This window comes from Pseudomonas sp. AM8 (genome assembly GCF_036346475.1).
GTDB classification, from domain to species: Bacteria; Pseudomonadota; Gammaproteobacteria; order Pseudomonadales; family Pseudomonadaceae; genus Aquipseudomonas; species Aquipseudomonas marginalis.
Map to the genome: position 1 here is coordinate 263,308 of NZ_JAOTNX010000001.1, position 26,091 is coordinate 289,398.

Annotated in this window: 22 protein-coding genes; 11 read left to right on the top strand and 11 right to left on the bottom strand. The window is 61.6% G+C overall.

Going from position 1 to position 26,091, the window contains the following annotated elements:
• Position 1: 1 nt before the first annotated feature.
• From V3W40_RS01295 to V3W40_RS01310, 4 genes are all read right to left on the bottom strand, one after another.
• A complete protein-coding gene (locus tag V3W40_RS01295) occupies positions 2-1,219 on the bottom strand; it encodes a class I SAM-dependent methyltransferase (protein WP_330214291.1) in 1,218 nt (405 codons plus the stop codon).
• Between the two features lie 209 nt (positions 1,220-1,428).
• Entirely contained in the window at positions 1,429-2,046 is a 618-nt protein-coding gene (locus V3W40_RS01300) for a TPM domain-containing protein (protein ID WP_065928258.1), read from the bottom strand.
• 28 nt (positions 2,047-2,074) lie between these two features.
• On the bottom strand, positions 2,075-2,803 hold the full coding sequence (locus V3W40_RS01305; RefSeq protein WP_330214292.1) for a TPM domain-containing protein: 729 nt from the start codon (positions 2,801-2,803) through the stop codon (positions 2,075-2,077).
• Between the two features lie 18 nt (positions 2,804-2,821).
• The gene (locus tag V3W40_RS01310; RefSeq protein WP_065928260.1) at positions 2,822-3,433 is read right to left on the bottom strand and encodes a LemA family protein; all 612 of its coding nucleotides are present in this window, start codon (positions 3,431-3,433) and stop codon (positions 2,822-2,824) included.
• Positions 3,434-3,671: 238 nt separating this feature from the next.
• Between V3W40_RS01310 and bglX the strand changes: the two genes are divergently transcribed.
• A complete protein-coding gene (gene bglX, locus V3W40_RS01315; RefSeq protein ID WP_330214293.1) occupies positions 3,672-5,963 on the top strand; it encodes a beta-glucosidase BglX in 2,292 nt (763 codons plus the stop codon).
• 83 nt (positions 5,964-6,046) lie between these two features.
• Here the strand turns inward: bglX and V3W40_RS01320 are convergent, their stop codons facing one another.
• The 4 genes from V3W40_RS01320 to V3W40_RS01335 all read right to left on the bottom strand — a co-directional run bounded on the left by V3W40_RS01320 (position 6,047) and on the right by V3W40_RS01335 (position 9,271).
• The gene (locus V3W40_RS01320; RefSeq protein ID WP_065928262.1) at positions 6,047-7,204 is read right to left on the bottom strand and encodes a phospholipase D-like domain-containing protein; all 1,158 of its coding nucleotides are present in this window, start codon (positions 7,202-7,204) and stop codon (positions 6,047-6,049) included.
• Position 7,205: 1 nt separating this feature from the next.
• Positions 7,206-7,796 (bottom strand): YceI family protein, encoded by a 591-nt coding sequence (locus V3W40_RS01325; protein WP_065947339.1) that lies wholly within the window; start codon positions 7,794-7,796, stop codon positions 7,206-7,208.
• 90 nt (positions 7,797-7,886) lie between these two features.
• Positions 7,887-8,201 (bottom strand): amidase, encoded by a 315-nt coding sequence (locus tag V3W40_RS01330; protein ID WP_330214294.1) that lies wholly within the window; start codon positions 8,199-8,201, stop codon positions 7,887-7,889.
• A complete protein-coding gene (locus V3W40_RS01335; RefSeq protein ID WP_330214295.1) occupies positions 8,198-9,271 on the bottom strand; it encodes a serine hydrolase domain-containing protein in 1,074 nt (357 codons plus the stop codon). The genes V3W40_RS01330 and V3W40_RS01335 overlap by 4 nt, the downstream gene beginning before the upstream one ends.
• 184 nt (positions 9,272-9,455) lie before the next feature.
• Here V3W40_RS01335 and olsB point away from each other — a divergent pair, with 184 nt between their 5' ends.
• Positions 9,456-10,211, top strand: coding sequence for an L-ornithine N(alpha)-acyltransferase (gene olsB, locus V3W40_RS01340; RefSeq protein ID WP_027604385.1), 756 nt, complete (start codon positions 9,456-9,458; stop codon positions 10,209-10,211).
• Positions 10,211-11,002, top strand: coding sequence for a lysophospholipid acyltransferase family protein (locus tag V3W40_RS01345; protein WP_092487788.1), 792 nt, complete (start codon positions 10,211-10,213; stop codon positions 11,000-11,002). Before olsB ends, V3W40_RS01345 begins: the two co-directional genes overlap by 1 nt.
• Before the next feature lie 52 nt (positions 11,003-11,054).
• Here V3W40_RS01345 and V3W40_RS01350 read toward each other — a convergent pair whose 3' ends face one another.
• Positions 11,055-11,639, bottom strand: a complete 585-nt coding sequence (locus V3W40_RS01350; RefSeq protein WP_092487785.1) for an acyl carrier protein phosphodiesterase — start codon at positions 11,637-11,639, stop codon at positions 11,055-11,057.
• 154 nt (positions 11,640-11,793) lie between these two features.
• Here V3W40_RS01350 and V3W40_RS01355 point away from each other — a divergent pair, with 154 nt between their 5' ends.
• From V3W40_RS01355 to V3W40_RS01365, 3 genes are read left to right on the top strand one after another with little or no spacing between them, the layout of a single operon-like run.
• Positions 11,794-12,120 carry an ArsR/SmtB family transcription factor gene (locus tag V3W40_RS01355; RefSeq protein ID WP_027604388.1) on the top strand — a complete coding sequence of 109 codons (327 nt, stop codon included), beginning with the start codon at positions 11,794-11,796 and terminating at the stop codon, positions 12,118-12,120.
• A gap of 13 nt (positions 12,121-12,133) precedes the next feature.
• A complete protein-coding gene (locus V3W40_RS01360) occupies positions 12,134-13,300 on the top strand; it encodes an MFS transporter (RefSeq protein ID WP_330214296.1) in 1,167 nt (388 codons plus the stop codon).
• Between the two features lie 28 nt (positions 13,301-13,328).
• Positions 13,329-14,384: an alkene reductase gene (locus tag V3W40_RS01365; protein ID WP_330214297.1), complete on the top strand. Its 1,056-nt coding sequence runs from the start codon at positions 13,329-13,331 to the stop codon at positions 14,382-14,384.
• Positions 14,385-14,690: 306 nt separating this feature from the next.
• On the opposite strand, the gene V3W40_RS01370 is transcribed toward V3W40_RS01365, so the two are convergent.
• Positions 14,691-15,323 (bottom strand): TetR family transcriptional regulator, encoded by a 633-nt coding sequence (locus V3W40_RS01370; protein WP_330214298.1) that lies wholly within the window; start codon positions 15,321-15,323, stop codon positions 14,691-14,693.
• A gap of 285 nt (positions 15,324-15,608) precedes the next feature.
• Here V3W40_RS01370 and V3W40_RS01375 point away from each other — a divergent pair, with 285 nt between their 5' ends.
• The 3 genes from V3W40_RS01375 to adeC are packed head-to-tail and all read left to right on the top strand — an operon-like array spanning position 15,609 to position 21,376.
• Positions 15,609-16,757, top strand: coding sequence for an efflux RND transporter periplasmic adaptor subunit (locus V3W40_RS01375; protein WP_330214299.1), 1,149 nt, complete (start codon positions 15,609-15,611; stop codon positions 16,755-16,757).
• A 3-nt stretch (positions 16,758-16,760) separates the two neighbouring features.
• Entirely contained in the window at positions 16,761-19,922 is a 3,162-nt protein-coding gene (locus V3W40_RS01380) for an efflux RND transporter permease subunit (protein ID WP_065928270.1), read from the top strand.
• Positions 19,919-21,376: an AdeC/AdeK/OprM family multidrug efflux complex outer membrane factor gene (gene adeC, locus V3W40_RS01385; protein WP_065928271.1), complete on the top strand. Its 1,458-nt coding sequence runs from the start codon at positions 19,919-19,921 to the stop codon at positions 21,374-21,376. The genes V3W40_RS01380 and adeC overlap by 4 nt, the downstream gene beginning before the upstream one ends.
• Before the next feature lie 85 nt (positions 21,377-21,461).
• Here the strand turns inward: adeC and V3W40_RS01390 are convergent, their stop codons facing one another.
• The gene (locus V3W40_RS01390) at positions 21,462-22,445 is read right to left on the bottom strand and encodes a hypothetical protein (protein WP_330214300.1); all 984 of its coding nucleotides are present in this window, start codon (positions 22,443-22,445) and stop codon (positions 21,462-21,464) included.
• Positions 22,446-22,704: 259 nt separating this feature from the next.
• On the opposite strand from V3W40_RS01390, the gene V3W40_RS01395 reads away from it, so the two are divergent.
• Together V3W40_RS01395 and V3W40_RS01400 are read left to right on the top strand one after the other, a co-directional pair.
• A complete protein-coding gene (locus V3W40_RS01395) occupies positions 22,705-24,402 on the top strand; it encodes a molecular chaperone HscC (protein WP_330214301.1) in 1,698 nt (565 codons plus the stop codon).
• A gap of 10 nt (positions 24,403-24,412) precedes the next feature.
• Complete coding sequence (locus tag V3W40_RS01400; protein ID WP_330214302.1) at positions 24,413-26,026, top strand: J domain-containing protein; 1,614 nt, start codon at positions 24,413-24,415, stop codon at positions 26,024-26,026.
• The last annotated feature ends 65 nt before the right edge of the window (positions 26,027-26,091 follow it).

Below are 26,091 nucleotides of genomic sequence, written 5' to 3' on the forward strand. Positions count from 1 at the left end.
GTCAGATCAGGTAGCCATCCGCGCGCAGCAGGGTTTCCAGGCAGTGTTCGCAGATGTGATAGAACGCCTTCAACTCCTGGATTCTCTCCAGCAACTGCGCGTTGTCCACCGGCTCCGCACGCTTGACCGCCAGGATCATCTTGTTCTTGTTGGTGTGCTCCAGGGAGATGAACTCGAACACCTTGGTCTCGTAGCCGCAGGCTTCGAGGAACAACGCACGCAAGCTGTCGGTGACCATTTCCGCCTGCTGGCCCAGGTGCAGGCCATATTGCAGCATCGGCTTGAGCAGCGCCGGGCTCTGGATCTGCAGGCGAATCTGCTTATGGCAGCACGGCGAGCACATGATGATCGATGCGCCGGAACGAATGCCGGTGTGGATCGCGTAATCGGTGGCGACGTCACAGGCATGCAGGGCGATCATCACGTCCAGTTCGCTGGGCGCCACGCTGCGCACATCACCACATTTGAACACCAGCCCGGGGTGCTCCAGGCGGGCCGCGGCGGTGTTGCACAGGGTCACCATGTCTTCGCGCAACTCGACGCCGGTGACTTCGCCTTCGGCCTTGAGGGTGTTGCGCAGGTAGTCGTGGATCGCAAACGTGAGGTAGCCCTTGCCCGAACCGAAATCGGCGACGCGCACCGGTTGGTCCAGCCTCAGCGGTGAGGAGGTCAGCGCATGGCTGAACACTTCGATGAATTTGTTGATCTGCTTCCACTTGCGCGACATCGACGGGATCAGCGCCTGCTTGGCGTCGGTCACGCCCAGGTCGGCGAGGAATGGCCGGCTCAGGTCGAGGAAGCGATGCTTCTCACGGTTATGCTCAGCCGATGGCGCCTCGCGCAGTTGCTGAGTCTTGCTCCTGAACAGCGAGCTTTTGTTCTTCTTGCTGTATTCCAATTGGGCTTCGTCGGTCAGCGACAGCAGGTGCGCGTTCTTGAACGAGCCCGGCAGCAACGCGGCAATCGCCGCCACGCCGTCGGCCAGCGCCAAGTTCTTGGTGATGTCGCGGGTCTTGTAGCGGTAGACGAAGGACAGGCACGGCTGCTCCTTGACCGTCACTGCCTTGATGATCAGCCGCTGCAGCTCGGCTTCGTCACCGACGTATTTGGCCAGCACCAGCTTGATAAAGGCGTTCTGCGCAACGCTTGTGCTCAACAGTTCGATGAACTGGGCGTGATGATCCGGCGCGGAGCTGGCAGGTTGAGCGGTAACGGACATGAACAAAAACGCCTCGGGCAGGGAATGCCGGGCATTTTAGGGGGGATAGCCCACCAGGGCACGGAGTTATTTGACCAGTGGTCAACACCGATCCAAATGTGGGAGGGGGCTTGCTCCCGATGAGGGTGTGTCAGCTAATCCATCCGTGACTGACCCACTGCCATCGGGAGCAAGCCCCCTCCCACATTTTTTGCTCAGTGGTGTCTGGATTATTCGAGTACGACCAGGCGGTTTGGCAATTCATTGCGGGTTTGTGTCAACGGTACATGCACCTTCAACAACTCACCACACGCCTCGATACAAGCAATAAACCCAGCCAGCGTCTGCCCCTGTTTCACCTGCTGGGTAAACGCCTTGACGATCCCATCCCAACTGTTGTCATCCACGCGACTGGAGATGCCATCGTCCACCAGGATCTCCACATAACGCTCCGCCTCGCTGACAAAAATCAGCACCCCGGTGCTGCCCAGGGTGTGGTGCAGGTTCTGCTCCAGGAACTGCCGGCGCGCGAGGTTGGAGGCGCGCCAATGGCGTACCGAGCGTGGGATCAGGCGGGTGGTCACCTTGGGCAGGCGAAACAGCAGGCACAACACGATGAACGTCGCCCATTGCGCCAGCAGCAAGGTATACATGGTCAGGTAGCCCGACAGGTAATGCACCACGCCCGGTACCACCAAGGCGATCAGGCTGGCCCACAGCAGGGGGATGTAGGCGTAATCGTCGGCGCGGGCCGCCAGCACGGTGACCAGTTCGGCGTCGGTGGTTTTTTCGACCCGGGCAATCGCTTCGGCGACTTGGCGCTGCTCGTGTTCAGTCAGTAATGCCATGGTTGTAGTTGCTCTCTAGTTATTGTCATTACCAGCCGCCCGACGCGCCGCCGCCGCCGAAGCCACCACCGCCGCCTCGGAAACCGCCGCCACCTCCCCCGCCACTGCCGCCGCGTCCACTGCTGCTGAGGATCGCCAAAAGGATCGCGCCCACCGGCAGGCCCATGCGATTGCACAGCCACAACACGCCGATCAGCAGGATGAACAGGCCGATGGAAAAGCCGGGATTATCCTTGGCAAAGTTGGCATCCGCCACATGCGCCGGCACCGCCAGCGGTTCACCGCCGACCACCTGCACCATCGCCGCCACGCCGTCGCTGATGCCCTGGCTGAAATTGCCGGCCTTGAACTTGGGGGCAATCACCTGGTTGATGATCACCCAGGACTGCGCATCGGTAAGCACGCCTTCAAGGCCATAGCCGACTTCGATGCGCAACGTGCGCTCGTCACGGGCGACGATCAGCAACGCGCCGTTGTCCTTGCCCTTCTGGCCGATGCCCCACTGGCGACCCAGCTGGTAACCGTAGTCCTCGATGGGCACGCCCTGCAGGTCGGGCACCGTGACCACCACGATCTGGTCGCCACGGCTCTGCTCCAGCGCCTGCAACTGCTGGGTGATGTGCTCGCGCGTGGCCGGGTCGATCATCTGGGCGGTGTCCACCACCCGTCCGCTCAACGCCGGGAACGTCAGCGCCGCCTGGGCCACACCCACGCAGGCCAGCATCCATAGCGCCAGGCCTATCCGTAATAAACGCATCGACACCTCAGTGCAGCCTTATTTGAACTTCACTTGCGGCGCTTTATCGGCATCGGCACTGGTGGCTTCAAAGGTGGCGCGGATCGGCAGGTCGCTGTACATCACGCTGTGCCACAGGCGACCAGGGAAGGTGCGGATCTCGGTGTTGTACGCCTGCACGGCCTGGATGAAATCACGACGGGCCACGGCGATGCGATTTTCGGTGCCCTCGAGCTGGGATTGCAGGGCCAGGAAGTTCTGGTTGGCCTTCAGGTCCGGGTAGCGCTCGGACACCACCATCAAGCGGCTGAGGGCACCGCTCAAACCGTCCTGGGCCTGCTGGAACTGCTTGAGTTTTTCCGGGTTGTCCAGGGTGCTGGCATCCACCTGGATCGAGGTGGCCTTGGCACGCGCCTCGATCACGGCGGTCAGGGTGTCTTGCTCATGGGCGGCGTAACCCTTGACCACTTCCACCAGGTTGGGGATCAGGTCGGCGCGGCGCTGGTACTGGTTCTGCACCTGGCCCCAGGCCGCCTTGGCCTGTTCGTCCAGGGTCGGGATGTTATTGATGCCGCAGCCGCTCAATACTGTGCTGATCAATAGCAAAGCCGCGGCCTTGAGGCCCCAGCGGGAATGTTGTGCTGCTTGCATGGCGTTTCTCCTGCCCAAACTGGATGGAATATGACGACTAACCCTAAAAACCACACGCTTGGGGCATAATCCGCCACCACTGGAATGCATCGAGCCAATCAGCTACAAAGATGCCCAGCGCGATAAAGAGTTCAGAGTGTGCTGCATTTATCTGAACAACACCCGAACAACAATAGACGCTCCCCACATTTTGGCCGATCAGCCCAAGCGCTGTGCAGTGAGCCGAAAAAGGATATTCATGAAGAAGCTGTGTTTGCTCGGCCTTGTTGCCACGCTGGCCACCCACCCCGTCTGGGCAGAAACAAAGCCTGCTGCGCTTAAGGACAAGGACGCTTTCGTCAGCGACCTGCTCAAGCAGATGACCCTGGACGAAAAGATCGGCCAGTTGCGCCTGATCAGCATCGGCCCGGAAATGCCCCGTGAGCTGATCCGCAAGGAAATCGCCGCTGGCCGCATCGGTGGCACGTTCAATTCCATCACCCGCCCGGAAAACCGTCCGATGCAGGACGCGGCCATGCGCAGCCGCTTGAAGATCCCGATGTTCTTCGCCTATGACGTGATCCACGGCCACCGCACGATCTTCCCGATCAGCCTGGCCCTGGCCTCCAGCTGGGACATGGACGCCATCGGCCGCTCCGGACGCATCGCCGCCCAGGAAGCCGCCGCCGACAGCCTCGACATCACCTTTGCACCGATGGTCGATATCTCCCGCGACCCGCGCTGGGGTCGCACGTCCGAAGGCTTCGGTGAAGACACCTATCTGGTCTCGCGCATTGCCGAGGTGATGGTCAAGGCCTTCCAGGGCGCCAGCCCCGCGAATGCCGACAGCATCATGGCCAGCGTCAAGCACTTCGCCCTCTACGGCGCAGTGGAAGGCGGGCGTGACTACAACGTGGTCGACATGAGCCCGGTCAAGATGTACCAGGACTACCTGCCGCCGTACCACGCGGCGATCAAGGCCGGTTCCGGCGGCGTGATGGTGGCGCTGAACTCGATCAATGGCGTGCCCGCCACCGCCAACACCTGGCTGATGAACGACCTCTTGCGCAAGGACTGGGGCTTCAAGGGCCTGGCCGTCAGCGACCACGGCGCGATATTCGAGCTGATCAAGCACGGCGTGGCCAAGGACGGGCGCGAAGCCGCCAAGCTGGCGATCAAGGCCGGCATCGACATGAGCATGAACGACTCGTTGTACGGCAAGGAATTGCCGGGGCTGCTCAAGTCCGGAGAGATCGAGCAAAGCGACATCGACAACGCCGTGCGCGAAGTGCTCGGCGCCAAGTACGACATGGGCCTGTTCAAGGACCCGTACCTGCGCATCGGCAAGGCCGAGGATGACCCGGTCGACACCTACGCCGACAGCCGCCTGCACCGCGCCGAGGCCCGCGATATTGCGCGCCGCAGCCTGGTGCTGCTGAAAAACCAGAACAACACCCTGCCGCTGAAAAAATCCGCGACCATCGCCCTGGTCGGCCCGCTGGCCAAGGCACCGATCGACATGATGGGCAGTTGGGCTGCGGCCGGCAAACCGGAACAATCGGTGACCCTGCTCGACGGCTTGAATGCGGTGATCGGTGAGAAAGGCAAGATCATCTACGCCCGTGGTGCCAACATCACCAACGACAAGGCCGTGGTCGACTACCTCAACTTCCTCAACTTCGATGCCCCGGAAGTGGTGGATGACAAGCGTGCGCCCCAGGTGCTGATCGACGAGGCAGTCAAGGCAGCCAAGGATGCCGACGTGATCGTCGCTGCCGTGGGCGAGTCGCGTGGCATGTCCCACGAGTCTTCCAGCCGCACCGACCTGAACATCCCGCAAAGCCAGCGCGACCTGATCAAGGCCCTGAAAGCCACCGGCAAACCGTTGGTGCTGGTGCTGATGAACGGCCGTCCGCTGTCGATCCTGGAAGAGAACCAACAGGCCGACGCGATCCTGGAAACCTGGTTCGCCGGTACCGAAGGCGGCAACGCCATCGCCGACGTGCTGTTCGGCGACTACAACCCATCGGGTAAGCTGCCGATCACCTTCCCACGCTCGGTGGGGCAGATTCCGACCTACTACAACCACTTGACCATCGGCCGCCCGTTCACCCCAGGCAAGCCGGGCAACTACACCTCACAGTACTTCGATGACACCACCGGGCCGCTGTTCCCGTTTGGCTATGGCCTGAGCTACACCACGTTCAGCCTGTCGGACATGGCGCTGTCGTCCACCACCCTGAACAAGACCGGCAAGCTCGACGCCAGCGTCACGGTGCAGAACACCGGCAAGGTCGACGGCGAAACCGTGGTGCAGCTGTATATCCAGGACGTGGCGGGTTCGATGATCCGTCCGATCAAGGAGCTGAAGAACTTCCAGAAGGTCATGCTCAAGGCTGGCGAAGAGCGCACGCTGCACTTCACCATCACCGAGGACGACTTGAAGTTCTACAACACCCAGCTCAAGTTCGCCGCCGAACCGGGTGAGTTCAATGTGCAGATCGGGCTGGACTCCCAGGACGTACAGCAGCAGACGTTCGAATTGCTATAGGAGGCAGCTTCAAGTTGCAAGCTACAAGCGGCAAGGAAGAGCAGTTCTGCTTTTAACTTGCAGCTTGCAGCTTGCCGCTGTTCCTAGCTCCTTCTGTCAAGAAGGTTCACCACCAACCGATCAATCCATCCCCACACCCGCTGCTTCACCCGTCGCCACAACGGCCGCGCCTTCCACGCTTCCAGGCTGACCACCAGGCTCTGGGCAAAATCCGCGGTAAAGCTCGCCGCCACCGCCTGCGTCAGCCCAGGGTCCAACGCTTCCAGGTTGGCTTCCAGGTTGAAGCGCAGATTCCAGTGATCGAAGTTGCACGAGCCGATACTCACCCAATCGTCCACCAGCGCCATCTTCAGGTGCAAAAAGCACGGCTGGTATTCAAAGATCTGCACGCCTGCGCGCAGCAAGCGCGGGTAATAACGGTGCCCGGCGTAGCGCACGGACGGGTGATCGGTGCGCGGGCCGGTGAGCAGCAGTCGCACATCCACCCCACGCCCTGCGGCCCGACGCAATGCGCGGCGCACGCCCCAGGTGGGCAGGAAATACGGCGTGGCAAACCAGATACGTTGCTGGCTGCTGTTCAGCGCGCGGATCAGCGATTGCAGGATATCGCGGTGCTGTCGGGCGTCTGCATAGGCCACTCGGCCCAGGCCTGGCCCCGTCGCCGGCACCTTGGGCAAACGCGGCAAACCGAAATGGGTGGCGGGCTTCCACGCCCGGCGCGCGACATTGGCGTGCCATTGCCGTTCGAACAGCGCCTGCCAGTCCAGCACCAGCGGGCCGCGGATCTGCACCATCACCTCATGCCACTCAGCGGTGTCTTGCCCCGGCGTCCAGAACTCATCGGTGACGCCCGTGCCGCCGACCACGGCGATTTCCTGATCGATCAGCAACAGCTTGCGGTGGTCGCGGTACAGGTTGCGCATCCAGCGGCGCCAGCTGAGGCGATTGTAGAAACGCAGCTCCACACCGGCGTCGGTCAGGCGCTTACGCAGCCCCAGGGTAAATGCCAGGCTACCGTAGTCATCAAACAGACAACGCACCCGCACGCCGCGCTCGGCGGCCAGCACCAGCGCCTGCACCATCGCTTCGGCGCAGGCTCCAGCCTCCACCAGATACAATTCCAACTCCACTTGCCGCTCGGCCCGGGCAATGCCCACCAGCATCTGCGGAAAAAATTGCGGGCCGTCGATCAACAACTCGAAACGGTTGGCGCTGCGCCACGGGAACACTGCGCCGCTCATGTCAGCGCGCCGTAAAGATCAGCACCGCACCCACCGGCACCGACAAACTGATCGACTTGAGCCCGGCCGCTTTGCGCAACATCGCCACCCCCGGCGCCAGGTCGAAATCCTCGGCATGCAACACCACCGGTTCCAGGGTCACCACCTGGAAACGCCGGTCATCCAGGCGCGTGGCCAACAACTCGGCGCTGTAGGTCTGGGTCTTGCCATGCAGGGTGACGCTCAGGGGCAAGCGCAGTTCCAGTTGCGCGCCAGGAGCCAGGTCATTGATGGGTTGCAGGTTGATCTGTGCGCTGATCAGCGCCTCGGGGAAGGTCTTGATCTCGAACAGCTGGTTGCGCATGCGCTCGTCGCGCAGCGGAATGCCGCTGTTGACCGACTCCAGCTCCACTTCCAATTGCGCCGCGCCCTTGCTGTCGACCTTGCCGTGCAGCACCAGGAAGCGATGGACTTCAGCGATCTCGGTGTTTTTGGTGGTGACGAACGACAGGCGCGAGGACTCGTTGTCCAGGTACCAGTCAGCATGGGCGGGCACCACGGCAGCGGCCAGCAGGGCGAAGGCCAGGGGTTTGATAACAGACGCGTTGAACATTAAGGACTCGTGGGGCGAAAAACCTGCACGAACCTTAAGCGCAATGTCACGAACGGCGCAAATCCAATGTGCGGGGTGGCTTGCGCTGTGTCAGGGATTCAGACGACAGCCCTGTCGATCCCCCAACCACCGCGCGCGGTGCGTACGCCCCAAGCCACTCGCCGTCACTTCACTGCGTTCCGGGTTATCGCTGAACCCACTGGTGGGCACGTACTGCTTCACATACCCCCGGCAATACTCGGCCGGATTGTTCGCCACATAGCGGCACGAGCAGTACTCCTTGGCGGTATACGCCGCGATGATATCGGGGAAGGCTTGCAGGTTGACGCGCTCGTGCCAAACCCAGCCTGACAGGGCGAGCAACAGCACCAGAAAAAGGCTGGTAAACGGCCGACGACGCATCATGGTTGCACCGCCGCAAGCACGCGCTTGAGCAGTTCGTTGTGGCGGTAGCTGCCGTCGCGATCATCGCCATAGCGCACGATCACCAGGTGTTCGTCGGGCATCACGTACAGCGCCTGTCCCCAATGACCGAGGGCGGCGAAGGTATCGGCGGGGGCGTCGGGCCAGGGCCTCGGGGCGCCTTGGTTGAGCCACCATTGGCCACCGGGGACCGCTTCGTCCTGGCCGGCGGTGTATTTGTCGAAGGGTTGGCGGTTGAACACGACCCAGTCCTTGGGCAGCAATTGTTGATCCCCCCAGCGCCCGTCGCGGGCCATCAGCAGGCCGACACGCGCCAGGTCACGCGCGGTGAGGAACGCATAGGACGAGGCGACAAAGGTTTCGTCGGCATCGGTTTCCCAGGTGGCGTTGTGAATGCCCAGCGGCTTGAACAGCGCGTCCCAGGGGTAACTCATGTACGCCTTGTGCCCGAGCATGCCCTTGAGCGCGGCGGACAGGATATTGCTGTCGCCGCTGGAATAACGAAAGGCCTGGCCCGGTGCGCTGAAGGACTCAGTGCTGGCGGCGAACTCGGCCATATCGGCGCGACCACGGGTGTAAAGCATCGCCACCACCGAGGACTTCAGCGGCGCGTATTCATAGTCTTCCTGCCAGTCCAGGCCCGAGGCCCAGTGCAGCAGGTCGGCCATGGTCACCTTGGGGTGTTGTTTCATCGGCGGGTAAAAGCGTGCTGCGGGGTCGGTCAGTTTGAAACGGTTTTCGCCGTAGGCCACGCCGAGCACCGTGGCCATCAGGCTTTTGCTGATGGACCAGGTCAAGTGTGGCGTGCTGGCCGTGGTCGGTGCGGCGTAGCGTTCATAGATGACCACACCGTCGCGGATCACCAGCAGCGCGTCGGTGCGAATGCCTTGGCGGGCAGTGTCGTCACGGGGCGGGAATGCATAGGCGTCAAGGGCTTCGACGGAGGGCCCTGCGAGTGGCGGGCCCTTGGCCCACTCCTTGTCGGGCCAGGTTTCAGCGCAGGCGGTAACGGTGACGAACAGCAGGGAAACGCACAGCAGGCCTCTGACCATGGACACACACTCAAGGGAGCATTCAAGCCCGCGAGCCTAGCCGAGGGCAATGACAGATTTGCTACAGAGGCCCTGTCATCCAAGCGTCACCATAACTTCATGGAGATGACACCGGGGCTACATAGCCTGACTTTGGACAACAAAGTCGACCGGCCGAAACGTGGCTGGCACTCGGAGATTCGCCATGACTCAGATCGCCCGCATCAGCGACACCGGCAATGAACGCCGTCTGCAAGCCGAACGCCTGGTTGGCGCCAAGGCTTTGCAGGAAGCCCAGGCCCTGCGTTTCAACGTCTTCAGCGGCGAGTTCAACGCCAAGCTGAAAGGCGCGGAACACGGCCTGGACATGGATGACTATGATGTTCACTGCAGCCACATCGGCGTGCGGGACTTGAACAGCGGTCGACTCGTCGCCACCACCCGTTTGCTCGACCACCAGGCCGCCAGCACCCTGGGCCGGTTCTACAGCGAAGAAGAATTCAGCCTGCATGGCCTGCTGCATCTGCAGGGTCCGATCCTGGAAATCGGCCGCACCTGCGTCGACCCGGCCTACCGCAACGGCGGCACCATCGCCGTGTTGTGGGGTGAGTTGGCCGAAGTGCTCAACCAGGGCGGCTACAGCTACCTGATGGGCTGCGCGAGCATCCCGATGCACGACGGCGGCATCCAGGCCCACGCGATCATGCAGCGCCTGCGCGAACGCTACCTGTGCAACGAACACCTGCGCGCCGAACCGAAAAAACCGCTGCCGGCGCTGGACCTGCCGACCAACGTAATCGCCGAGATGCCGCCACTGCTCAAGGCCTATATGCGCCTGGGTGCGAAGATCTGCGGCGAACCGTGCTGGGATGAGGATTTCCAGGTCGCCGACGTGTTCATCCTGCTTAAGCGCGATGAGCTATGCCCGCGCTATGCGCGCCACTTCAAGGCGGCCATGTGATGAGCCGCCTGCGCGTGTACGGGCGCATCGCCCGGGTGCTGGTGGTAGTGGCGCTGGGCTTGAGCATGGCCAGTGTGTTTGGCGTGTTCGAACGCTTGGGCGTGGCCAACTCGATGGTGCGGCGCCAACGCTGGTCGCGGTTCTTCATGGCGCGGCTGACCAACGCCCTGCCCTTTCGCGTGACAGTGCACGGCGAGTTGCCGACCCAGCCCATGCTGTGGGTGAGCAACCACGTGTCCTGGACCGATATTCCGTTGCTGGGCGCAGTGGCGCCGATGTCGTTTTTGTCCAAGGCCGAAGTGCGCACCTGGCCGGTGGCCGGCTGGTTGGCGGCCAAGGCCGGTAGCTTGTTTATCCGTCGCGGTTCGGGCGACAGCCAGTTGATCCGCAAGCAGATGACCCGCCACCTGGAACAACAGCACCCGCTGCTGATGTTCCCCGAAGGCACCACCACCGACGGCCGCAGCCTGCGCACCTTCCACGGGCGCTTGCTGGCCAGTGCGATTGACGCGGATGTGTCGCTGCAACCGGTGGCCATCCGTTATCTGCGCAATGGGCAGATCGACCCGCTGGCACCGTTCATTGGCGATGACGATTTGCTCTCGCACCTGATGCGCCTGTTCGGCAATGACCAGGGCGATGTGGAAATCCATGTGCTCAAGCCGATTGCCTGCGCCGGGCAGGAACGTGCGGCGCTGGCGTTCCAGGCGCAGCAGGCGGTGCAGAAGGCGTTGTTTGGGCCGGTGCCGGAGACTGAACAAGTAGCGGCGCGACCAGCCTTTGCCGCGTGATATGAGCTAGACACTGCTCCAAATGCGGGAGGGGGCTTGCCCCCTCCCACATTTAGCTTTGTGTTGTCAGGTGGTTATGCGCGAAGGCTTGCAGTTCGGGGTAGAAGATCCGGAAGTCTTCACTCAACGGCTCATACAACTCACGCAATTCCTGCATCGCAAACCCTAATTCCTGGGGTTGTGTGAGCCGCCGCGAAATCCCGCGCAACACCGGCTCCATCACCGCAAACTCGCGGTACGACCCCAACCAGTCATCCGCGGCCATATACGGCGCTATCTGCGCCAGCCGCCCCGGCAACTGCGGTTCGGCCGCCAGCACGCGGTACACCTGCGAGGTGAAGTGCTCCAGGGGCTGGTCGGCGTACAGCGCCCAATCCCGCGCCAGGCAGTGATCGAAGAACACATCAAGGACAATCCCGGCATAGCGCCGGCGGGTCAGGCTGAAGCGCGACAACGCCTCGCCCACCAACGGGTGGCTGTCGGTGAAGCGGTCGATCGAGCGATGCAACTGGATCGCCGCTTCGATTGGCGGGCTGAACTGGCCCTGCAGGCGGCCTTTGACAAAGTCGCCGTACAGGCTGCCCAGCAGTTGCGCAGGAAGTTGGCCGCCCAGGTGCAGATGTGCGAGATAATTCATGCGGCGCAGTCTAGCACTGGCGCCAATGTATCGTTATAACCCGATATACCGATTCAGCCTGAGCTCAGAGCAAATTCATATTGGTATATCGGGATATAACGATTTAAAGTTCGCCTCATCGCGATATAACGCTTTACGACACCGAGCACCTGCCATGTCCATCGACCTCGACGAAATAATAAAAGCCCTGGCGCACCCAGTACGACGAGACATCCTCACCTGGCTGAAAGACCCGAAAGTGCAGTTCCCCGAGCAAGTGCACAACCACGAATACGGCATCTGTGCCGGGCAGATCGACCAGCGCTGCGGCTTGTCCCAGTCGACCGTGTCGGCCCACCTGGCCACCTTGCAACGGGCGGGATTGATCAGCAGCCAGAAGGCCGGGCAGTGGCACTTTTTCAAGCGCAATGAGGAAGTGATCCAAGCCTTCCTCGCGGCGCTTACCACTGAACTCAGCGCTGAAATCAGCGCGACGTTGTAACAAGGAAACGATAATGCCCCTCTCGCTACTCATCCTGGCCCTGAGCGCCTTCGCCATCGGCACTACCGAGTTCGTGATCATGGGCCTGCTGCCCGATGTGGCGGCGGACCTCGGCGTGTCGATTCCCGGCGCCGGCTGGCTGGTCACCGGCTATGCCCTGGGCGTGGCCATCGGTGCGCCATTTATGGCACTGGCCACCGCCAGGTTGCCCCGCAAGGCGGCCCTGGTAGCGTTGATGGGCATCTTCATTATCGGCAATCTGCTCTGCGCCCTGGCCAGTGACTACAACGTGCTGATGCTTGCCCGTGTGGTCACCGCGTTGTGCCACGGCGCGTTCTTCGGCATCGGTTCGGTGGTCGCCGCCAACCTGGTGCCGGCCAACAAGCGCGCTTCGGCCGTGGCCCTGATGTTCACCGGTTTGACCCTGGCCAACGTGCTTGGTGTGCCACTGGGCACCGCGCTGGGCCAGGAAGCCGGCTGGCGCTCGACCTTCTGGGCGGTGACGGTGATTGGCGTAGTGGCGCTGATCGGCCTGATCCGCTTCCTGCCGGCCAAGCGTGACGAAGAAAAACTCGACATGCGCGCCGAACTGGCCGCCCTCAAGGGTGCCGGCATCTGGTTGTCGCTGAGCATGACCGCGCTGTTCGCCGCATCCATGTTCACCCTCTTCACCTATGTTGCGCCGCTGCTCGGCGATGTCACCGGCGTGTCGCCCAAAGGCGTGACCTGGGCCCTGCTGCTGATCGGCCTGGGCCTCACCGTGGGCAATATCATCGGCGGCAAGCTGGCGGACAAACGCCTGGCAGCCACCCTGATCGGCGTGTTTATCAGTATGGCGGTGGTGTCCACCGCGCTGACCTGGACCAGCGTCGCCGTGATCCCGACCGAGATCACCCTATTCCTGTGGGCCACCGCTTCATTTGCCGCCGTACCTGCGCTGCAGATCAACGTGGTGACCTTCGGCAAGGCCGCGCCGAACCTGGTGTCCACCCTGAACATCGGCGCCTTCAACATCGGCAACGCCCTCGGCGCCTGGGTGGGCGGCAGCGTGATTGCCCACGGTTTCGGCCTGAGCAGCGTGCCTCTGGCGGCAGCGGCCCTGGCGATCCTGGCGCTGCTGGTAACCCTGATTACTTTCCGTCAGGGCGGCGATGCCGACCTGGCCCCTGCGACCCACTGATCAACTTCAAAGAGAAGGGTGTTTTCCCATGACGACTATTTTCGATCCGATCAAACTGGGCGACCTGGAGCTGTCGAACCGCATCATCATGGCACCGCTGACCCGCTGCCGTGCCGATGCCGGCCGCGTACCCAACGCGCTGATGGCCGAGTACTACGTGCAACGCGCTTCCGCCGGGCTGATCCTCAGCGAAGCCACTTCGGTGACACCGCTGGGCGTGGGCTACCCGGACACGCCGGGCATCTGGTCCAACGACCAGGTGCGCGGCTGGGCCAATATCACCAAGGCCGTGCATGGCGCAGGGGGCAAGATCTTCCTGCAACTGTGGCACGTCGGCCGCATTTCCCACGCGTCCTACCTGAACGGCGAAACCCCGGTGGCGCCGAGCGCGATCCAGGCTAAAGGCCACGTCAGCCTGGTGCGCCCATTGGCCGACTACCCGACGCCGCGCGCCCTGGAAACCGCTGAAATCGCCGACATCGTCGACGCTTACCGCACCGGTGCCGAGAACGCCAAGGCCGCAGGCTTTGATGGCGTGGAGATCCACGGCGCCAACGGCTACCTGCTCGACCAGTTCCTGCAAAGCAGCACCAATAAGCGCACCGACAACTATGGTGGCTCCCTGGAAAACCGTGCACGCCTGCTGTTGGAAGTGACCGATGCGGCCATCGAGGTCTGGGGCCCTGGCCGTGTGGGTGTGCATTTGGCACCGCGCGCCGATGCCCACGACATGGGCGACGACAACCTGAAGGAGACCTTCACCTACGTCGCCAGCGAGCTGGGCAAGCGTGGTATCGCCTTCATCTGCTCCCGTGAAAAGGCAGGTGCGGACAGCCTCGGTCCTCAATTGAAAAAAGCCTTTGGCGGCGTGTACATCGCCAACGAACGTTTCACCAAGGACTGTGCCAATGCCTGGCTGGCCGAAGGCAAAGCGGACGCCGTGGCCTGGGGTGTGCCGTTCATTGCCAACCCGGACCTGCCAGCACGCCTGAAAGCCGATGCGCCGTTGAACGAAGCGCATCCGGAAACCTTCTACGGCCAGGGCCCGGTGGGCTACATCGATTACCCGACGCTGCCGCTGTAATCGCCCGAAACGCGAAACCAAATATGGGAGGGGGCTTGCTCCCGATGGCGGTGCGTCAGTCACTGTATGTGTTGACTGAACCACTGCCATCGGGGGCAAGCCCCCTCCCACATTGTTGACACTATGTTGCCCTGGGAAACACTCCTTAACAGCCTTGCAACAAAATCCCTACAAAATACTTAGGCGGCTATGTATCAACCGTCCGCCAGCCCGTATATAAAGTCACCCCACCCATCAGGCAGAAGGACGATTGACGGTCCTTAGGCTTTACTGTTGACACAACCTGATGCAATTACGCATTTTGTCTCAATTGCGCAGGCTGGGGCTCAGGCGCAGCATATCGAGCCCTGCATCCACCCAGCGTTCGGCCTCCTGATGTAGCTGGAAGCTGTCGGGTACCAGCAGCCACTGGCCGATCAGCCCGTTGATGTAGGCATGGATGCACACTGCACCACGGGTGGTGTCGAGGTTTTCCGGAAGTTGCCCGCGATGGACCGCGTTGCGCAGTGTCAGGCCGATGCGCAGGTTGCATTCCAGGCTGTGGGTCTGGCGCTGACGGCGCATGTCGCACATTTCATCGGTTAATTCGCACTTATGAAACAAAATCTCATTGATGCGCCGGGTTTTCGGGTCCAGGGCCACCTGATGAAACAAATGAATCAGCAGCTTGCGCATGCACCCCAACGGATCGACTTCGTCCTCGCTTTCACTGGCCCTGGCCAATTCGTCCAGTGGCTCATGCAGCGTGTCCAGCAGGGCCTGCAACAGATCGGATTTATTACTGAAGTGCCAATAAATAGCGCCCCGCGTGACGCCGGCCAGCGCAGCGATATCCGCCAGCGTCGTCCGTGCAACGCCGCGCTCATAAAAGGCTTGCTCGGCGGCTTCGAGAATTTGGCTGCGCGTTTCCTGAGCTTCCTCTTTAGTGCGACGAACCATGGCAGTACAACCTCAATCAGGACACCTGAGACTATCGTTAACGCAGTGTTAATAGATGTTAACGATCATCCGAATATTTGTGGGACGACACCGTCATGGGCGCCGAACGTAATGGAATCGAGACTTTTGGCCTGCGTTGTCAACAATCCGCGAAACCTGTCAAGAGTTTACAAACAACCATGAACGTAAGTATATTGCGTAGCAAGCTACTTATCCACTCACAGCTTGTTTTTTACCCTTCCACACTTCTTGTGCGCACCCTGCGCGCCTGACCCGAGGATCTTCATGCAACTTAAGCCAGCTGTTACCGCTCTGGTCACTGCCGTCGCCCTGGCATCGCTGCTCAGCGGATGTAAAAAGGAAGAAGCGGCTCCGCCCGCTCAAGCCCCTCAGGTCGGCGTGGTCACCATTCAACCGCAAGCCTATACCCTGACGTCCGAGCTGCCCGGCCGCACCACCGCCTACCGCATCGCGGAAGTTCGCCCGCAGGTCAACGGCATCATCCTCAAGCGCCTGTTCAAGGAAGGCGCGGATGTGAAGGAAGGCCAGCAGCTCTATCAGATCGATCCGTCGGTCTATGAAGCCACGCTGAAAAGCGCACAAGCCAGCCTGACCCAGACCAAGTCCATCTCCGACCGCTACAAGCAGTTGGTCGATGAGCAAGCCGTCAGCCGCCAGGAATACGACACCGCCGTGGCCAACCGCATGACCGCGGAAGCAAACGTGCAAACCGCCCAGATCAACGTGCGCTACACCAAGGTGTTCGCGCCGATCTCCGGGCGTATCGGTCGTTCTTCGGTGACCGAAGGCGCGCTGGTCAGCAATGGCCAGGCCGATGCCATGGCGGTAATCCAGCAACTGGACCCGATCTACGTCGACGTCACGCAGTCTTCGGCTGAAATGCTGAAACTGCGCCGCGACCTGGAAAGCGGCCAACTGGAAAAAGCCGGCGCCAATGCCGCCAAGGTCAAGCTGACCCTGGAAGACGGCAGCGACTACGGCCATGACGGCAAGCTGGAATTCTCCGAAGTCTCGGTCGACCAGACCACCGGCTCCGTGACCCTGCGCGCAGTGTTCCCCAACCCTGACCACACCCTGCTGCCGGGCATGTTCGTACACGCCCAACTGCAAGCCGGCGTGAACAGCAAGGCGATCCTCGCGCCACAGCAAGGCGTGACCCGCGACCTCAAGGGCATCCCGACGGCGCTGGTGGTCAACGCCGACAACAAGGTCGAGCAGCGTGTACTGGTGGCCAACCGCACCGCCGGCGCCTATTGGCTGGTGGAGAAAGGCCTGAACGCCGGTGACCGCGTGATCACCGAAGGCCTGCAGTACGTCAAGCCGGGTGTGGAGGTCAAGGTCAAGGAGGCTGACAACGCCAAGCCCGCCGGTTCCGCCGCTGCTCCTGCTGCCGCGCCTGGCCAAGGGGAGTAATCCATGTCGAAATTTTTTATCGACCGTCCCATTTTCGCCTGGGTAATTGCCCTGGTGATCATGCTGGTCGGGGCACTGTCGATCCTGAAGTTGCCCATCAACCAATACCCGGCCATCGCGCCAACCGCCATCGACATCCAGGTAACCTACCCAGGCGCGTCCGCACAAACCGTGCAGGACACCGTGGTGCAGGTCATCGAGCAACAGCTCAACGGTATCGACAACCTGCGTTATGTGGCCTCGGACAGTAACTCCGACGGCAGCATGACCATCACCGCGACGTTCAACCAGGGTACCAACCCGGACATCGCCCAGGTGCAGGTGCAGAACAAGCTAAACCTGGCGACCCCACTGCTGCCGCAGGAAGTGCAGCAACAGGGTATCCGCGTAACCAAGTCGGTAAAGAACTTCCTGATGGTGATCGGCCTGGTGTCGGAAGACGGCAGCATGACCAAGGATGACTTGTCCAACTACATCGTTTCCAACATCCAGGACCCGATTTCCCGGACCGCAGGTGTGGGTGACTTCCAGGTGTTCGGTTCGCAGTACGCCATGCGTATCTGGCTGGACCCGGCCAAGCTGAACAACTTCCAGCTCACGCCGGTGGATGTCAGCACGGCCATCTCGGCACAGAACGTCCAGGTGGCCACCGGTCAATTGGGCGGCCTGCCTGCCCTGCCCGGCAACCAGCTGAACGCCACCATCATCGGCAAGACCCGCCTGCAGACGGCTGAGCAGTTCGGCAACATCCTGATGAAGGTCAATGCCGACGGTTCCCAGGTTCGCCTGCGTGACGTGGCGCGTATCGAACTCGGCGGCCAGAACTACAGCATCAGCGCGCAGTTCAACGGCAACCCGGCTTCCGGCATGGCGATCAAGCTCGCGTCGGGCGCCAACGCCCTGGACACCGCCAAGGCCATCCGTGCCACCGTGGCGTCCCTGGAACCGTTCTTCCCGCCTGGCATGAAGGCGGTGGTGCCGTATGACACCACCCCGGTCGTGACCGAATCGATCTCCGGTGTGGTGCACACCCTGATCGAAGCGATCGTGCTGGTGTTCCTGGTGATGTTCCTGTTCCTGCAGAACTTCCGCGCCACCATCATCACCACCATGACCGTACCGGTGGTACTGCTGGGTACCTTCGGGATCCTCGCGGCGTTCGGTTTCACCATCAACACATTGACCATGTTCGGCATGATCCTCGCCATCGGTCTGCTGGTGGATGACGCCATCGTCGTGGTGGAAAACGTCGAGCGGGTAATGGCCGAGGAGCACCTGTCGCCGAAAGAGGCGACGGTCAAGTCCATGGGCCAGATCCAGGGCGCCCTGGTGGGTATTGCCCTGGTACTGTCGGCGGTACTGTTGCCGATGGCGTTCTTCGGCGGCTCCACCGGTGTGATCTACAAACAGTTCTCCATCACCATCGTTTCGGCCATGGCGTTGTCGGTACTGGTTGCCCTGATCTTCACCCCGGCCCTGTGCGCCACCATGCTCAAGCCGATCGACCCGGAAAAACACGGCCAACCCAAGCGTGGTTTCTTCGGCTGGTTCAACCGCACCTTCGACCGTGGCGTACTGAGCTACGAGCGCGGCGTGGGTAACATGATCAAGCACAAGATCCCGGCGTTCCTGGTGTACGCCCTGATCATCGCCGGCATGATCTGGCTGTTCATGCGCATCCCGGCTGCGTTCCTGCCCGATGAAGACCAGGGCGTGATCTTTGCCCAGGTGCAGACCCCGGTAGGTTCTTCGGCTGAACGCACGCAAAAAGTCATCGACGACATGCGCGCCTATCTGCTCAATGACAAGGAAGGCGAACCAGGCGAAGGCAAAGGCGTGAAATCGGTGTTTACCGTGAACGGCTTCAACTTCGCCGGTCGTGGCCAGAGTTCGGGCCTGGCCTTCGTGATGCTCAAGCCGTGGGATGAGCGCGACTCGTCCACCTCGGTGTTCGAGATTGCCAAGCGTGCCCAGGGTTACTTCATGCAGACCTTCCAGGACGCCATGGTGTTTGCCATTGTGCCGCCGTCTGTACTGGAACTCGGTAACGCCACCGGTTTCGACGTGTTCCTGCAAGACCAGGGCGGTGTCGGTCATGAAAAGCTGATGGCGGCGCGTAACCAGTTCCTGGGCATGGCTGCCCAGAGCAAGATCCTGGCCGGTGTGCGCCCCAACGGCGTGAATGATGAGCCGCAATACGAGCTCACCGTCGACGACGAGAAGGCCAGCGCCCAGGGCATCACGCTGTCCAACATCAACCAGACCCTGGCGATTGCCTTGGGTGGCAGCTACGTCAACGACTTCATCGACCGTGGTCGGGTGAAGAAAGTCTACGTGCAGGGTGAAGCCGCCAGCCGGATGTCCCCGGAAGACCTGAACAAATGGTACGTGCGCAGCGACTCCGGGAAGATGGTGCCGTTGTCGGCCATCGCCTCGGGCAAGTGGATCTATGGCTCGCCGAAGCTCTCGCGTTATAACGGTGTAGCGGCGATGGAAATCCTCGGTACCCCGGCACCGGGCTACAGTACCGGTGACGCCATGGCCGAAGTCGAACGCATCGCCAAGGAGCTGCCGGCGGGTGTGGGCTACGCCTGGACGGGCCTGTCGTATGAAGAACGCCTGTCCGGCTCCCAGGCGCCGGCACTGTATGCGCTGTCGCTGCTGGTGGTGTTCCTGTGCCTCGCGGCGCTGTACGAAAGCTGGTCGATCCCGATCGCAGTGATCCTGGTGGTTCCACTGGGCGTGGTGGGTGCGTTGATCGCCACCAGCATGCGCGGCTTGTCCAACGACGTGTTCTTCCAGGTGGGCTTGCTGGTGACGGTGGGCCTGGCGGCGAAGAACGCCATCCTGATCGTGGAGTTCGCCAAGGAACTCCACGAGCAAGGCAAAGGCATCGTCGAGGCGGCCATCGAGGCCTCGCGGATGCGCCTGCGGCCAATCATCATGACCTCCATGGCGTTCGTCCTCGGCGTGTTGCCGCTGGCGATCTCCTCGGGCGCCGGCTCAGGCAGCCAGCACGCAATCGGTACCGGTGTAATTGGCGGTATGATCACGGCCACGGTGCTGGCGATCTTCTGGGTGCCACTGTTCTTCGCGAGCGTGTCCGCCATGGGCGAACGTAACAAGACTGAACCTAAGCAAACTCCTCAAGAGGCTGGCCAATGAGCAAGTCGCTACTTTCCTTAGCCGTCACCGCATTCGTGCTCAGTGGCTGCTCGCTGATCCCTGACTACCAGCGCCCTGAAGCGCCGGTGGCAGCTCAGTTCCCACAGGGGCCGGCGTATTCGTCGGCCCAGGCGCCGGGCCAGGCCGCTGCCGAGCAGGGCTGGAAGCAGTTTTTCCATGACCCTGCCCTGCAACAGCTGATCCAGACCGCGCTGGTGAACAACCGTGACCTGCGTGTCGCGGCGCTGAACATCGACGCGTATGCGGCGCAGTACCAGATCCAGCGTGCCGACCTGTTCCCGGCCGTATCGGCCACGGGCAGCGGCAGCCGTTCGCGCACCCCGGCCAAGCTGTCACAGACCGGCGAATCGACCATCACCAGCCAGTACTCGGCCGGCCTCGGGATCAGTTCTTATGAACTGGACCTGTTCGGTCGTGTGCGCAGCCTGAGTGAAGAAGCGCTGCAAAAGTACTTCGCCACTGAAGAAGCACGGCGCAGCACCCAGATCAGCCTGGTGGCCAGCGTGGCGAATGCCTACCTGACCTGGCAGGCCGACAAGGAACTGCTCAAGCTGACCCAGGACACCCTCGGCGCGTACGAGCAGAGCTTCAAGCTGACCTCGCGCAGCAATGAAGTCGGCGTGGCTTCGGCCCTCGACCTCAGCCAGGCGCGCACCTCGGTGGAAAATGCCCGCGTGGCACTGGCACGCTACACCCGCCAGGTGGCCCAGGACGAAAACAGCCTGACCCTGCTGCTGGGCACCGGCCTGCCGGCGAATATCGCCAGCAAGCCGCTGTCGGATGACCTGCTCAGCGACGTACCAGCCGGGTTGCCCTCCGACCTGCTGCAACGTCGTCCAGACATCGTGCAGGCCGAGTACAACCTCAAGGCCGCGAACGCCAACATCGGTGCGGCCCGTGCAGCGTTCTTCCCGAGCATCAGCCTGACCGCCAGCGCCGGTACCGCCAGCCCTACCCTGGGCGGCCTGTTCAAAGGCGGTTCGGGCACCTGGTCGTTCGCCCCGCAGATCAACATCCCGATCTTCAACGCCGGCAGCCTGCGCGCCAGCCTGGACTATTCGAAGATCCAGAAAGAGATCAACGTGGCGAACTACGAGAAGGCGATCCAGACCGGCTTCCAGGAAGTCTCCGACGGCCTCGCCGCGCGTGAGACCTACAAGCAGCAGCTGGAGGCCCAGCGTGGCTTCGTCGCGGCCAACCAGGATTACTACCGCCTGGCCGAGCGTCGCTACCGCATCGGTGTCGACAGCAACCTGACCTTCCTCGACGCCCAGCGCCAACTGTTCAGTGCCCAGCAATCGCTGATCACCGACCGCCTGGCGCAGCTGACCAGCGAGGTCAACCTGTACAAGGCCCTCGGCGGCGGCTGGAACGAGCAGACCGCGAAGAACGAGCCGTTGAAAGAAGAAGCACCGGCGTTGAAGTTGTTCTGATAGCGCCGCAATAAACAAAAACCGCCTCCCTTATCAGGAGGCGGTTTTTTATGGCCCGCGATATTTTAAAGGCTGGGTGCCAAGGTTAAGTTCTCAATTCACTGACTTGCACCTGAAACCTAAGGCTCGTAATTTTATATTCGATTTCTCTTCCATCGGCATTGCGGGCAGTGAGTGAGAAATTAAACTCAGCGATAAACCAGAACCCTTCCTCTGAATCTTCAGTGCGCCTTACGCGGAATGTACCCGTCGGATCAGAAAACCCGTATGAGAATTCAGGCCGCATAATAAGAAGCGTATCAACACTTTCTGGCGCCCCCCCAGGCGCTGTGATTGGATAATCAGTAAAGGTTTTCAAGGCACTCCCTGCAAACTCAAGGGACGCACGATCACCTCCATGACGGGGCAAGCACTGAATAAAATAACTCGAGTCTGAGTAGATCACGAAAAATACATCACCCAGGTCGATGGGGTCATAACTACCATCGACACTGGCGTCGATCTCACAAAAAACTGGAACCTTCACTTGCGCTCGGTGCTTGGGTACAAACTTACCCGTTGCGCGGTGGTTTGCTAACGCGCAGGTGATTTGAAGGGCATGGCAAACAACTTCCATATCGCCCTTGCCCTGTGGCTCGAAGTAGATGGAGAACTGCATGCTCAGCGCTAGATGGCCGTCCTTGTATTCAAGACGGTCAACGGTCAGGAACCCCGAATATTCCGCCGGGAAATACTCGATGCGTGCTCCGAAGGCAAAGGTTGCCCTGATTCCAGGGTCTTGCGGCCGGATCGGGTAGGTCTGGCCTGCTTTCAACTCTTTAGCCTCAAGAGTCAGTTCATTTCTGGACCCCGGATTGCCCTCAAACCCTAAACGAATGAAAAACTGAGAACCCTCGATATAGATCAACTCGAATGTGTCGAATGTAATCGGGATCTTCTTTTTATTCCCAAAGATCAGGTCCGCGTTGAACGTATTCGACGAGGTTAAAAACTCACCCATTTCTGTTCCAAAGCTCATGAGCACTTCTCCCTTGAGCACCAGCAAAAATACTGCCACCGCCTTGAACATAGGCTTTCAAAAACGGGTCATCTACTGTCAACCCTGACAGTAGACGCAGAAGCGGTTAAGCATAAGGCTGACAGGTTGGACACACTCTCCGTGGCGAGCGGGCTTGTTGTGGTGAGCGGGCTTGCCCCGCTCACCACAACAAGCCTGCCAACTACAATAAGCCCGCTTGTAAGAACAGTCTCCCGCCTTGCTTTCCGCTCAAGCTTTCAGGGTAAAATTGGTAACAGATTCTTACAGACCACAGAGGGAGCTTGTCGTAATGATCGTAGGAATCGACCTGGGGACCACCAACAGTCTCGCAGCCGTCTGGCGCGGCGATGCCGCCGAAATGGTGCCCAATGCCCTGGGCCAGTTGCTGACCCCCAGCGTGGTCGGGCTGGATGACCAAGGCCGTGTCCTGGTAGGCCAGGCCGCCAAGGAGCGCCTGCACACCCACCCGCACCTGACCACCTCGCTGTTCAAGCGCTACATGGGCAGCGCCACCGAAGTGCGCCTGGGCGACCGCTCGTTCCGCCCCGAAGAACTCTCTGCCCTGGTGCTCAAGAGCCTCAAGGAGGACATCGAGCGTACCTACGGTCAAACCGTCACCGACGCGGTGATCAGCGTGCCCGCCTATTTCAGCGACGGCCAACGCAAGGCCACACGCATCGCCGGTGAACTGGCGGGGCTCAGCGTTGAGAAACTGATCAACGAACCGACCGCCGCGGCCTTGGCCTACGGCCTGCATCAGCGGGATAAAGAAACCTCATTCCTGGTCTTCGACCTTGGCGGCGGCACCTTCGACGTGTCGATCATCGAGCTGTTCGATGGGGTAATGGAAGTGCGTGCCAGCGCCGGCGACAACTTTCTCGGTGGCGAAGACTTCGACACCCTGTTGCTCGAACACTTTGTCGACAGCCAACGTAACGCCACGGGTTTCCCGCCCACCAGCAGGGTGCTGCAAGCCCTGCGCCGCGAAGCCGAGCGCGTACGCAAAGCCCTGGGCCAGGACGACAGCGCCGAGTTCGCCCTGCGTGTCGACGGCCAGCAATGGCTGAAAACCATCACCCAACAGGAACTGGCCAAGCTCTACACGCCGCTGCTGGAACGCCTGCGCGCACCGATCGAACGCGCCCTGCGCGATGCACGGATTCGGGTCGGCGACCTGGATGAAATCCTGCTGGTGGGCGGTACCACACGCATGCCGCTGGTGCGCAAACTCGCCGCCGGCCTGTTCGGGCGCTTTCCCTCCATCAGCCTCGATCCCGACCAGGTGGTCGCCCACGGTGCGGCGATCCAGGCCGCCCTCAAGGCCCGTTCCGCGGCCCTCGAAGAAGTGGTGCTGACCGACGTCTGCCCCTACACCCTGGGCATCGAAACCTCCAACCAATACGGCGGCCATATCGAAAGCGGCCATTACCTGCCGTTGATCGAACGCAACAGCAGCGTGCCGGTCAGCCGGGTCAAAAGCGTGGTCACCCTGCACGACGACCAGGCCCACGTACTGCTGAAGATCTACCAGGGCGAAAGCCGCCTGGTCAAAGACAACATCGAGCTGGGCCAACTGGATATTCCGGTGCCCAAGCGCAAGGCCGGTGAAGTCTCCCTGGACGTGCGTTTCACCTACGACAACAACGGCCTGCTGGAAGCCCAGGTGAATATCCCGCTGACCGGCGAGCAGCATTCGCTGGTGATCGAGAACAACCCCGGCGTGCTCAACCCGCAGGAGATCCAGCAACGCCTGCAGGCCCTGGCGCAATTGAAGGTCCACCCACGCGACCAGCAGGTCAATACCGTGCTCGTCGCCCGCCTCGAACGGCTCTACCAGGAAAACCTCGGCGAGCTGCGCGAACAGTTCGGCCATTGGGCGGCGCAGTTCCAGCAGGTACTCGACACCCAGGACGAACGCCGCATCCGCGACGCCCGCAGCGAACTGAGCCGTCAACTTGAGCAACTCGACAACGGGTTCTGGCGCTGAGGGCACACCGATGGATTGCTGGACCGTACTGCAACTGCCGGAGGACGCCGACGAGCGCACCATCAAGCGCAGCTATGCGCGTCTGCTGAAAAACTGCCGCCCGGACGACGACGCCCAAGGCTTCCAACGCCTGCGCGAGGCCTATGAACACGCGCTGAATGAAGCACGCTGGCGAGCGGATAACGAAGAGGCAGAACCCGTCCAGGCGCCCGTGGCCGAAGCGGCCTACGCCAACCTGAATGACCTGGCCGAACTGCTGGACATCAGCCCCGTCAGCCCGGCGCCCTTCGACGCCCCCACACCGGACCCGGCCCAGGCACTGCTCGACGGCCTTAACGCGCGTAACCTCGACGAGCGCTGGGCCCAGGCTCGGCAACAGGGCTGCACCGATGCGTTCCAGGCCGGCCTGTTGCGCCATTGTTTCGAAGCACCGGGCGAACGCAGCGCCATCGCCGCTTGGGCCGCGCAACACCTGGAATGGCTGACCCCCTGGCAGCAGGTGGCGATGACGTCCTGGCAATACGAAGCGCTGACCGGCGAGCTGCTGCAAGACTACCGCCGCACCCTGCAGGAACTGCTGGAGCAAAAGGCCGAGCGCGAGTTCATCACCCAGCTCACGCAGTACAACGACCAACCCTGGCTCCGGGTGTTCGACCTGCAACAGCAGTGGCAGCGCATCGTCCTGCACCTGCTGCATGACACCCAGTGGAGCGTGCCGCTGTTCGAGCGGGTGTGCCAGGCATTCGGCTGGGACGACCAGAAAGGCGTCTACCCGGAACCGGCGTGGATGTGGCGCGAATTGGTGTCGCGTTGCGAGCAGGAAAGTTTCTACGCCAACTTGCAGGACAAGGCCCAGGACACGCGGCGCACATCAGCCGATGCCCTGGCCGCGCGCCTGCTGCTGACGCCGATGTCCGCCACGCAACACAAACGCCTGATCGATGGGTTTGGCGAGAACGAGTGGAACGCCTGCCAGCACCTGGCGCAAACACTGACCTGGCGCTATCCGCAACTGGTCGAGCGCCTGCCTCAAACAGACCTGTTCTTTTGGCGCAAATTCGTGCCCCGGCCGATCTACACCCAGGTGTTTATCCGGCTATGGGCCGTCTTCGCCCTGGGGCTTGGCCTGAGCATCGCCCACGATAAGCCAGACAGAATGGACGGGATGTCGCTGGTCATTTTCATGCTGATGGCGTTCGTGCCGGCGGCCGTTGGCTTTCGCGTCACCCAAATGTGGGCCGGGATGAGTTCAACCTATCGGGTGCTGGATGTGTGGCTGAGCCAGTACCTGATCCCCAAGCGAATCAACCCCAACGACTACTGGCTGGTGATTCGCCACGGCGTACCGCAGGCGATCATGCTGGTGGCCTGCGGCTTGATGCTCGGTGTACTGGGTGCGGTGACCTATGCCGGCGCGCTGCTGATCAACCTGCTGCACAAAAAACGCATCGGTCATATGAGCCAGAAGTTCGCCGAAGGCTACCCCTGGCTGAACGGCCTGCACTGGGCCTTCTGGAGCCCTCTGCAAGCGGTGTTCCTGGTGGTGATGGTGGCGCTGATCGTAGCTGCGCAACACTACCTGCCGACTGTGCCCTGGACCCACTTCGACCTGCCCAAGCGATAACCCCGCAATGCCGGGGCCGGGCCTGTGCGCCCGGCAACTTGCGTTCGATCATCGCCCACAACCCG

Bases quoted from the DNA above. Each gene is read 5' to 3' on its own strand.
- V3W40_RS01310 (WP_065928260.1), bottom strand. From the start codon at position 3,433: ATGCAAGCAGCACAACATTCCCGCTGGGGCCTCAAGGCCGCGGCTTTG.
- V3W40_RS01305 (WP_330214292.1), bottom strand. From the start codon at position 2,803: ATGCGTTTATTACGGATAGGCCTGGCGCTATGGATGCTGGCCTGCGTG.
- V3W40_RS01325 (WP_065947339.1), bottom strand. From the start codon at position 7,796: ATGTTCAACGCGTCTGTTATCAAACCCCTGGCCTTCGCCCTGCTGGCC.
- V3W40_RS01330 (WP_330214294.1), bottom strand. From the start codon at position 8,201: ATGATGCGTCGTCGGCCGTTTACCAGCCTTTTTCTGGTGCTGTTGCTC.
- olsB (WP_027604385.1), top strand. From the start codon at position 9,456: ATGACTCAGATCGCCCGCATCAGCGACACCGGCAATGAACGCCGTCTG.
- V3W40_RS01345 (WP_092487788.1), top strand. From the start codon at position 10,211: ATGAGCCGCCTGCGCGTGTACGGGCGCATCGCCCGGGTGCTGGTGGTA.
- V3W40_RS01350 (WP_092487785.1), bottom strand. From the start codon at position 11,639: ATGAATTATCTCGCACATCTGCACCTGGGCGGCCAACTTCCTGCGCAA.
- V3W40_RS01400 (WP_330214302.1), top strand. From the start codon at position 24,413: ATGGATTGCTGGACCGTACTGCAACTGCCGGAGGACGCCGACGAGCGC.
- V3W40_RS01320 (WP_065928262.1), bottom strand. From the start codon at position 7,204: ATGAGCGGCGCAGTGTTCCCGTGGCGCAGCGCCAACCGTTTCGAGTTG.
- V3W40_RS01390 (WP_330214300.1), bottom strand. From the start codon at position 22,445: ATGTTCAAGGCGGTGGCAGTATTTTTGCTGGTGCTCAAGGGAGAAGTG.
- V3W40_RS01335 (WP_330214295.1), bottom strand. From the start codon at position 9,271: ATGGTCAGAGGCCTGCTGTGCGTTTCCCTGCTGTTCGTCACCGTTACC.
- V3W40_RS01365 (WP_330214297.1), top strand. From the start codon at position 13,329: ATGACGACTATTTTCGATCCGATCAAACTGGGCGACCTGGAGCTGTCG.
- V3W40_RS01395 (WP_330214301.1), top strand. From the start codon at position 22,705: ATGATCGTAGGAATCGACCTGGGGACCACCAACAGTCTCGCAGCCGTC.
- adeC (WP_065928271.1), top strand. From the start codon at position 19,919: ATGAGCAAGTCGCTACTTTCCTTAGCCGTCACCGCATTCGTGCTCAGT.
- bglX (WP_330214293.1), top strand. From the start codon at position 3,672: ATGAAGAAGCTGTGTTTGCTCGGCCTTGTTGCCACGCTGGCCACCCAC.
- V3W40_RS01300 (WP_065928258.1), bottom strand. From the start codon at position 2,046: ATGGCATTACTGACTGAACACGAGCAGCGCCAAGTCGCCGAAGCGATT.
- V3W40_RS01355 (WP_027604388.1), top strand. From the start codon at position 11,794: ATGTCCATCGACCTCGACGAAATAATAAAAGCCCTGGCGCACCCAGTA.
- V3W40_RS01360 (WP_330214296.1), top strand. From the start codon at position 12,134: ATGCCCCTCTCGCTACTCATCCTGGCCCTGAGCGCCTTCGCCATCGGC.
- V3W40_RS01380 (WP_065928270.1), top strand. From the start codon at position 16,761: ATGTCGAAATTTTTTATCGACCGTCCCATTTTCGCCTGGGTAATTGCC.
- V3W40_RS01375 (WP_330214299.1), top strand. From the start codon at position 15,609: ATGCAACTTAAGCCAGCTGTTACCGCTCTGGTCACTGCCGTCGCCCTG.
- V3W40_RS01370 (WP_330214298.1), bottom strand. From the start codon at position 15,323: ATGGTTCGTCGCACTAAAGAGGAAGCTCAGGAAACGCGCAGCCAAATT.
- V3W40_RS01295 (WP_330214291.1), bottom strand. From the start codon at position 1,219: ATGTCCGTTACCGCTCAACCTGCCAGCTCCGCGCCGGATCATCACGCC.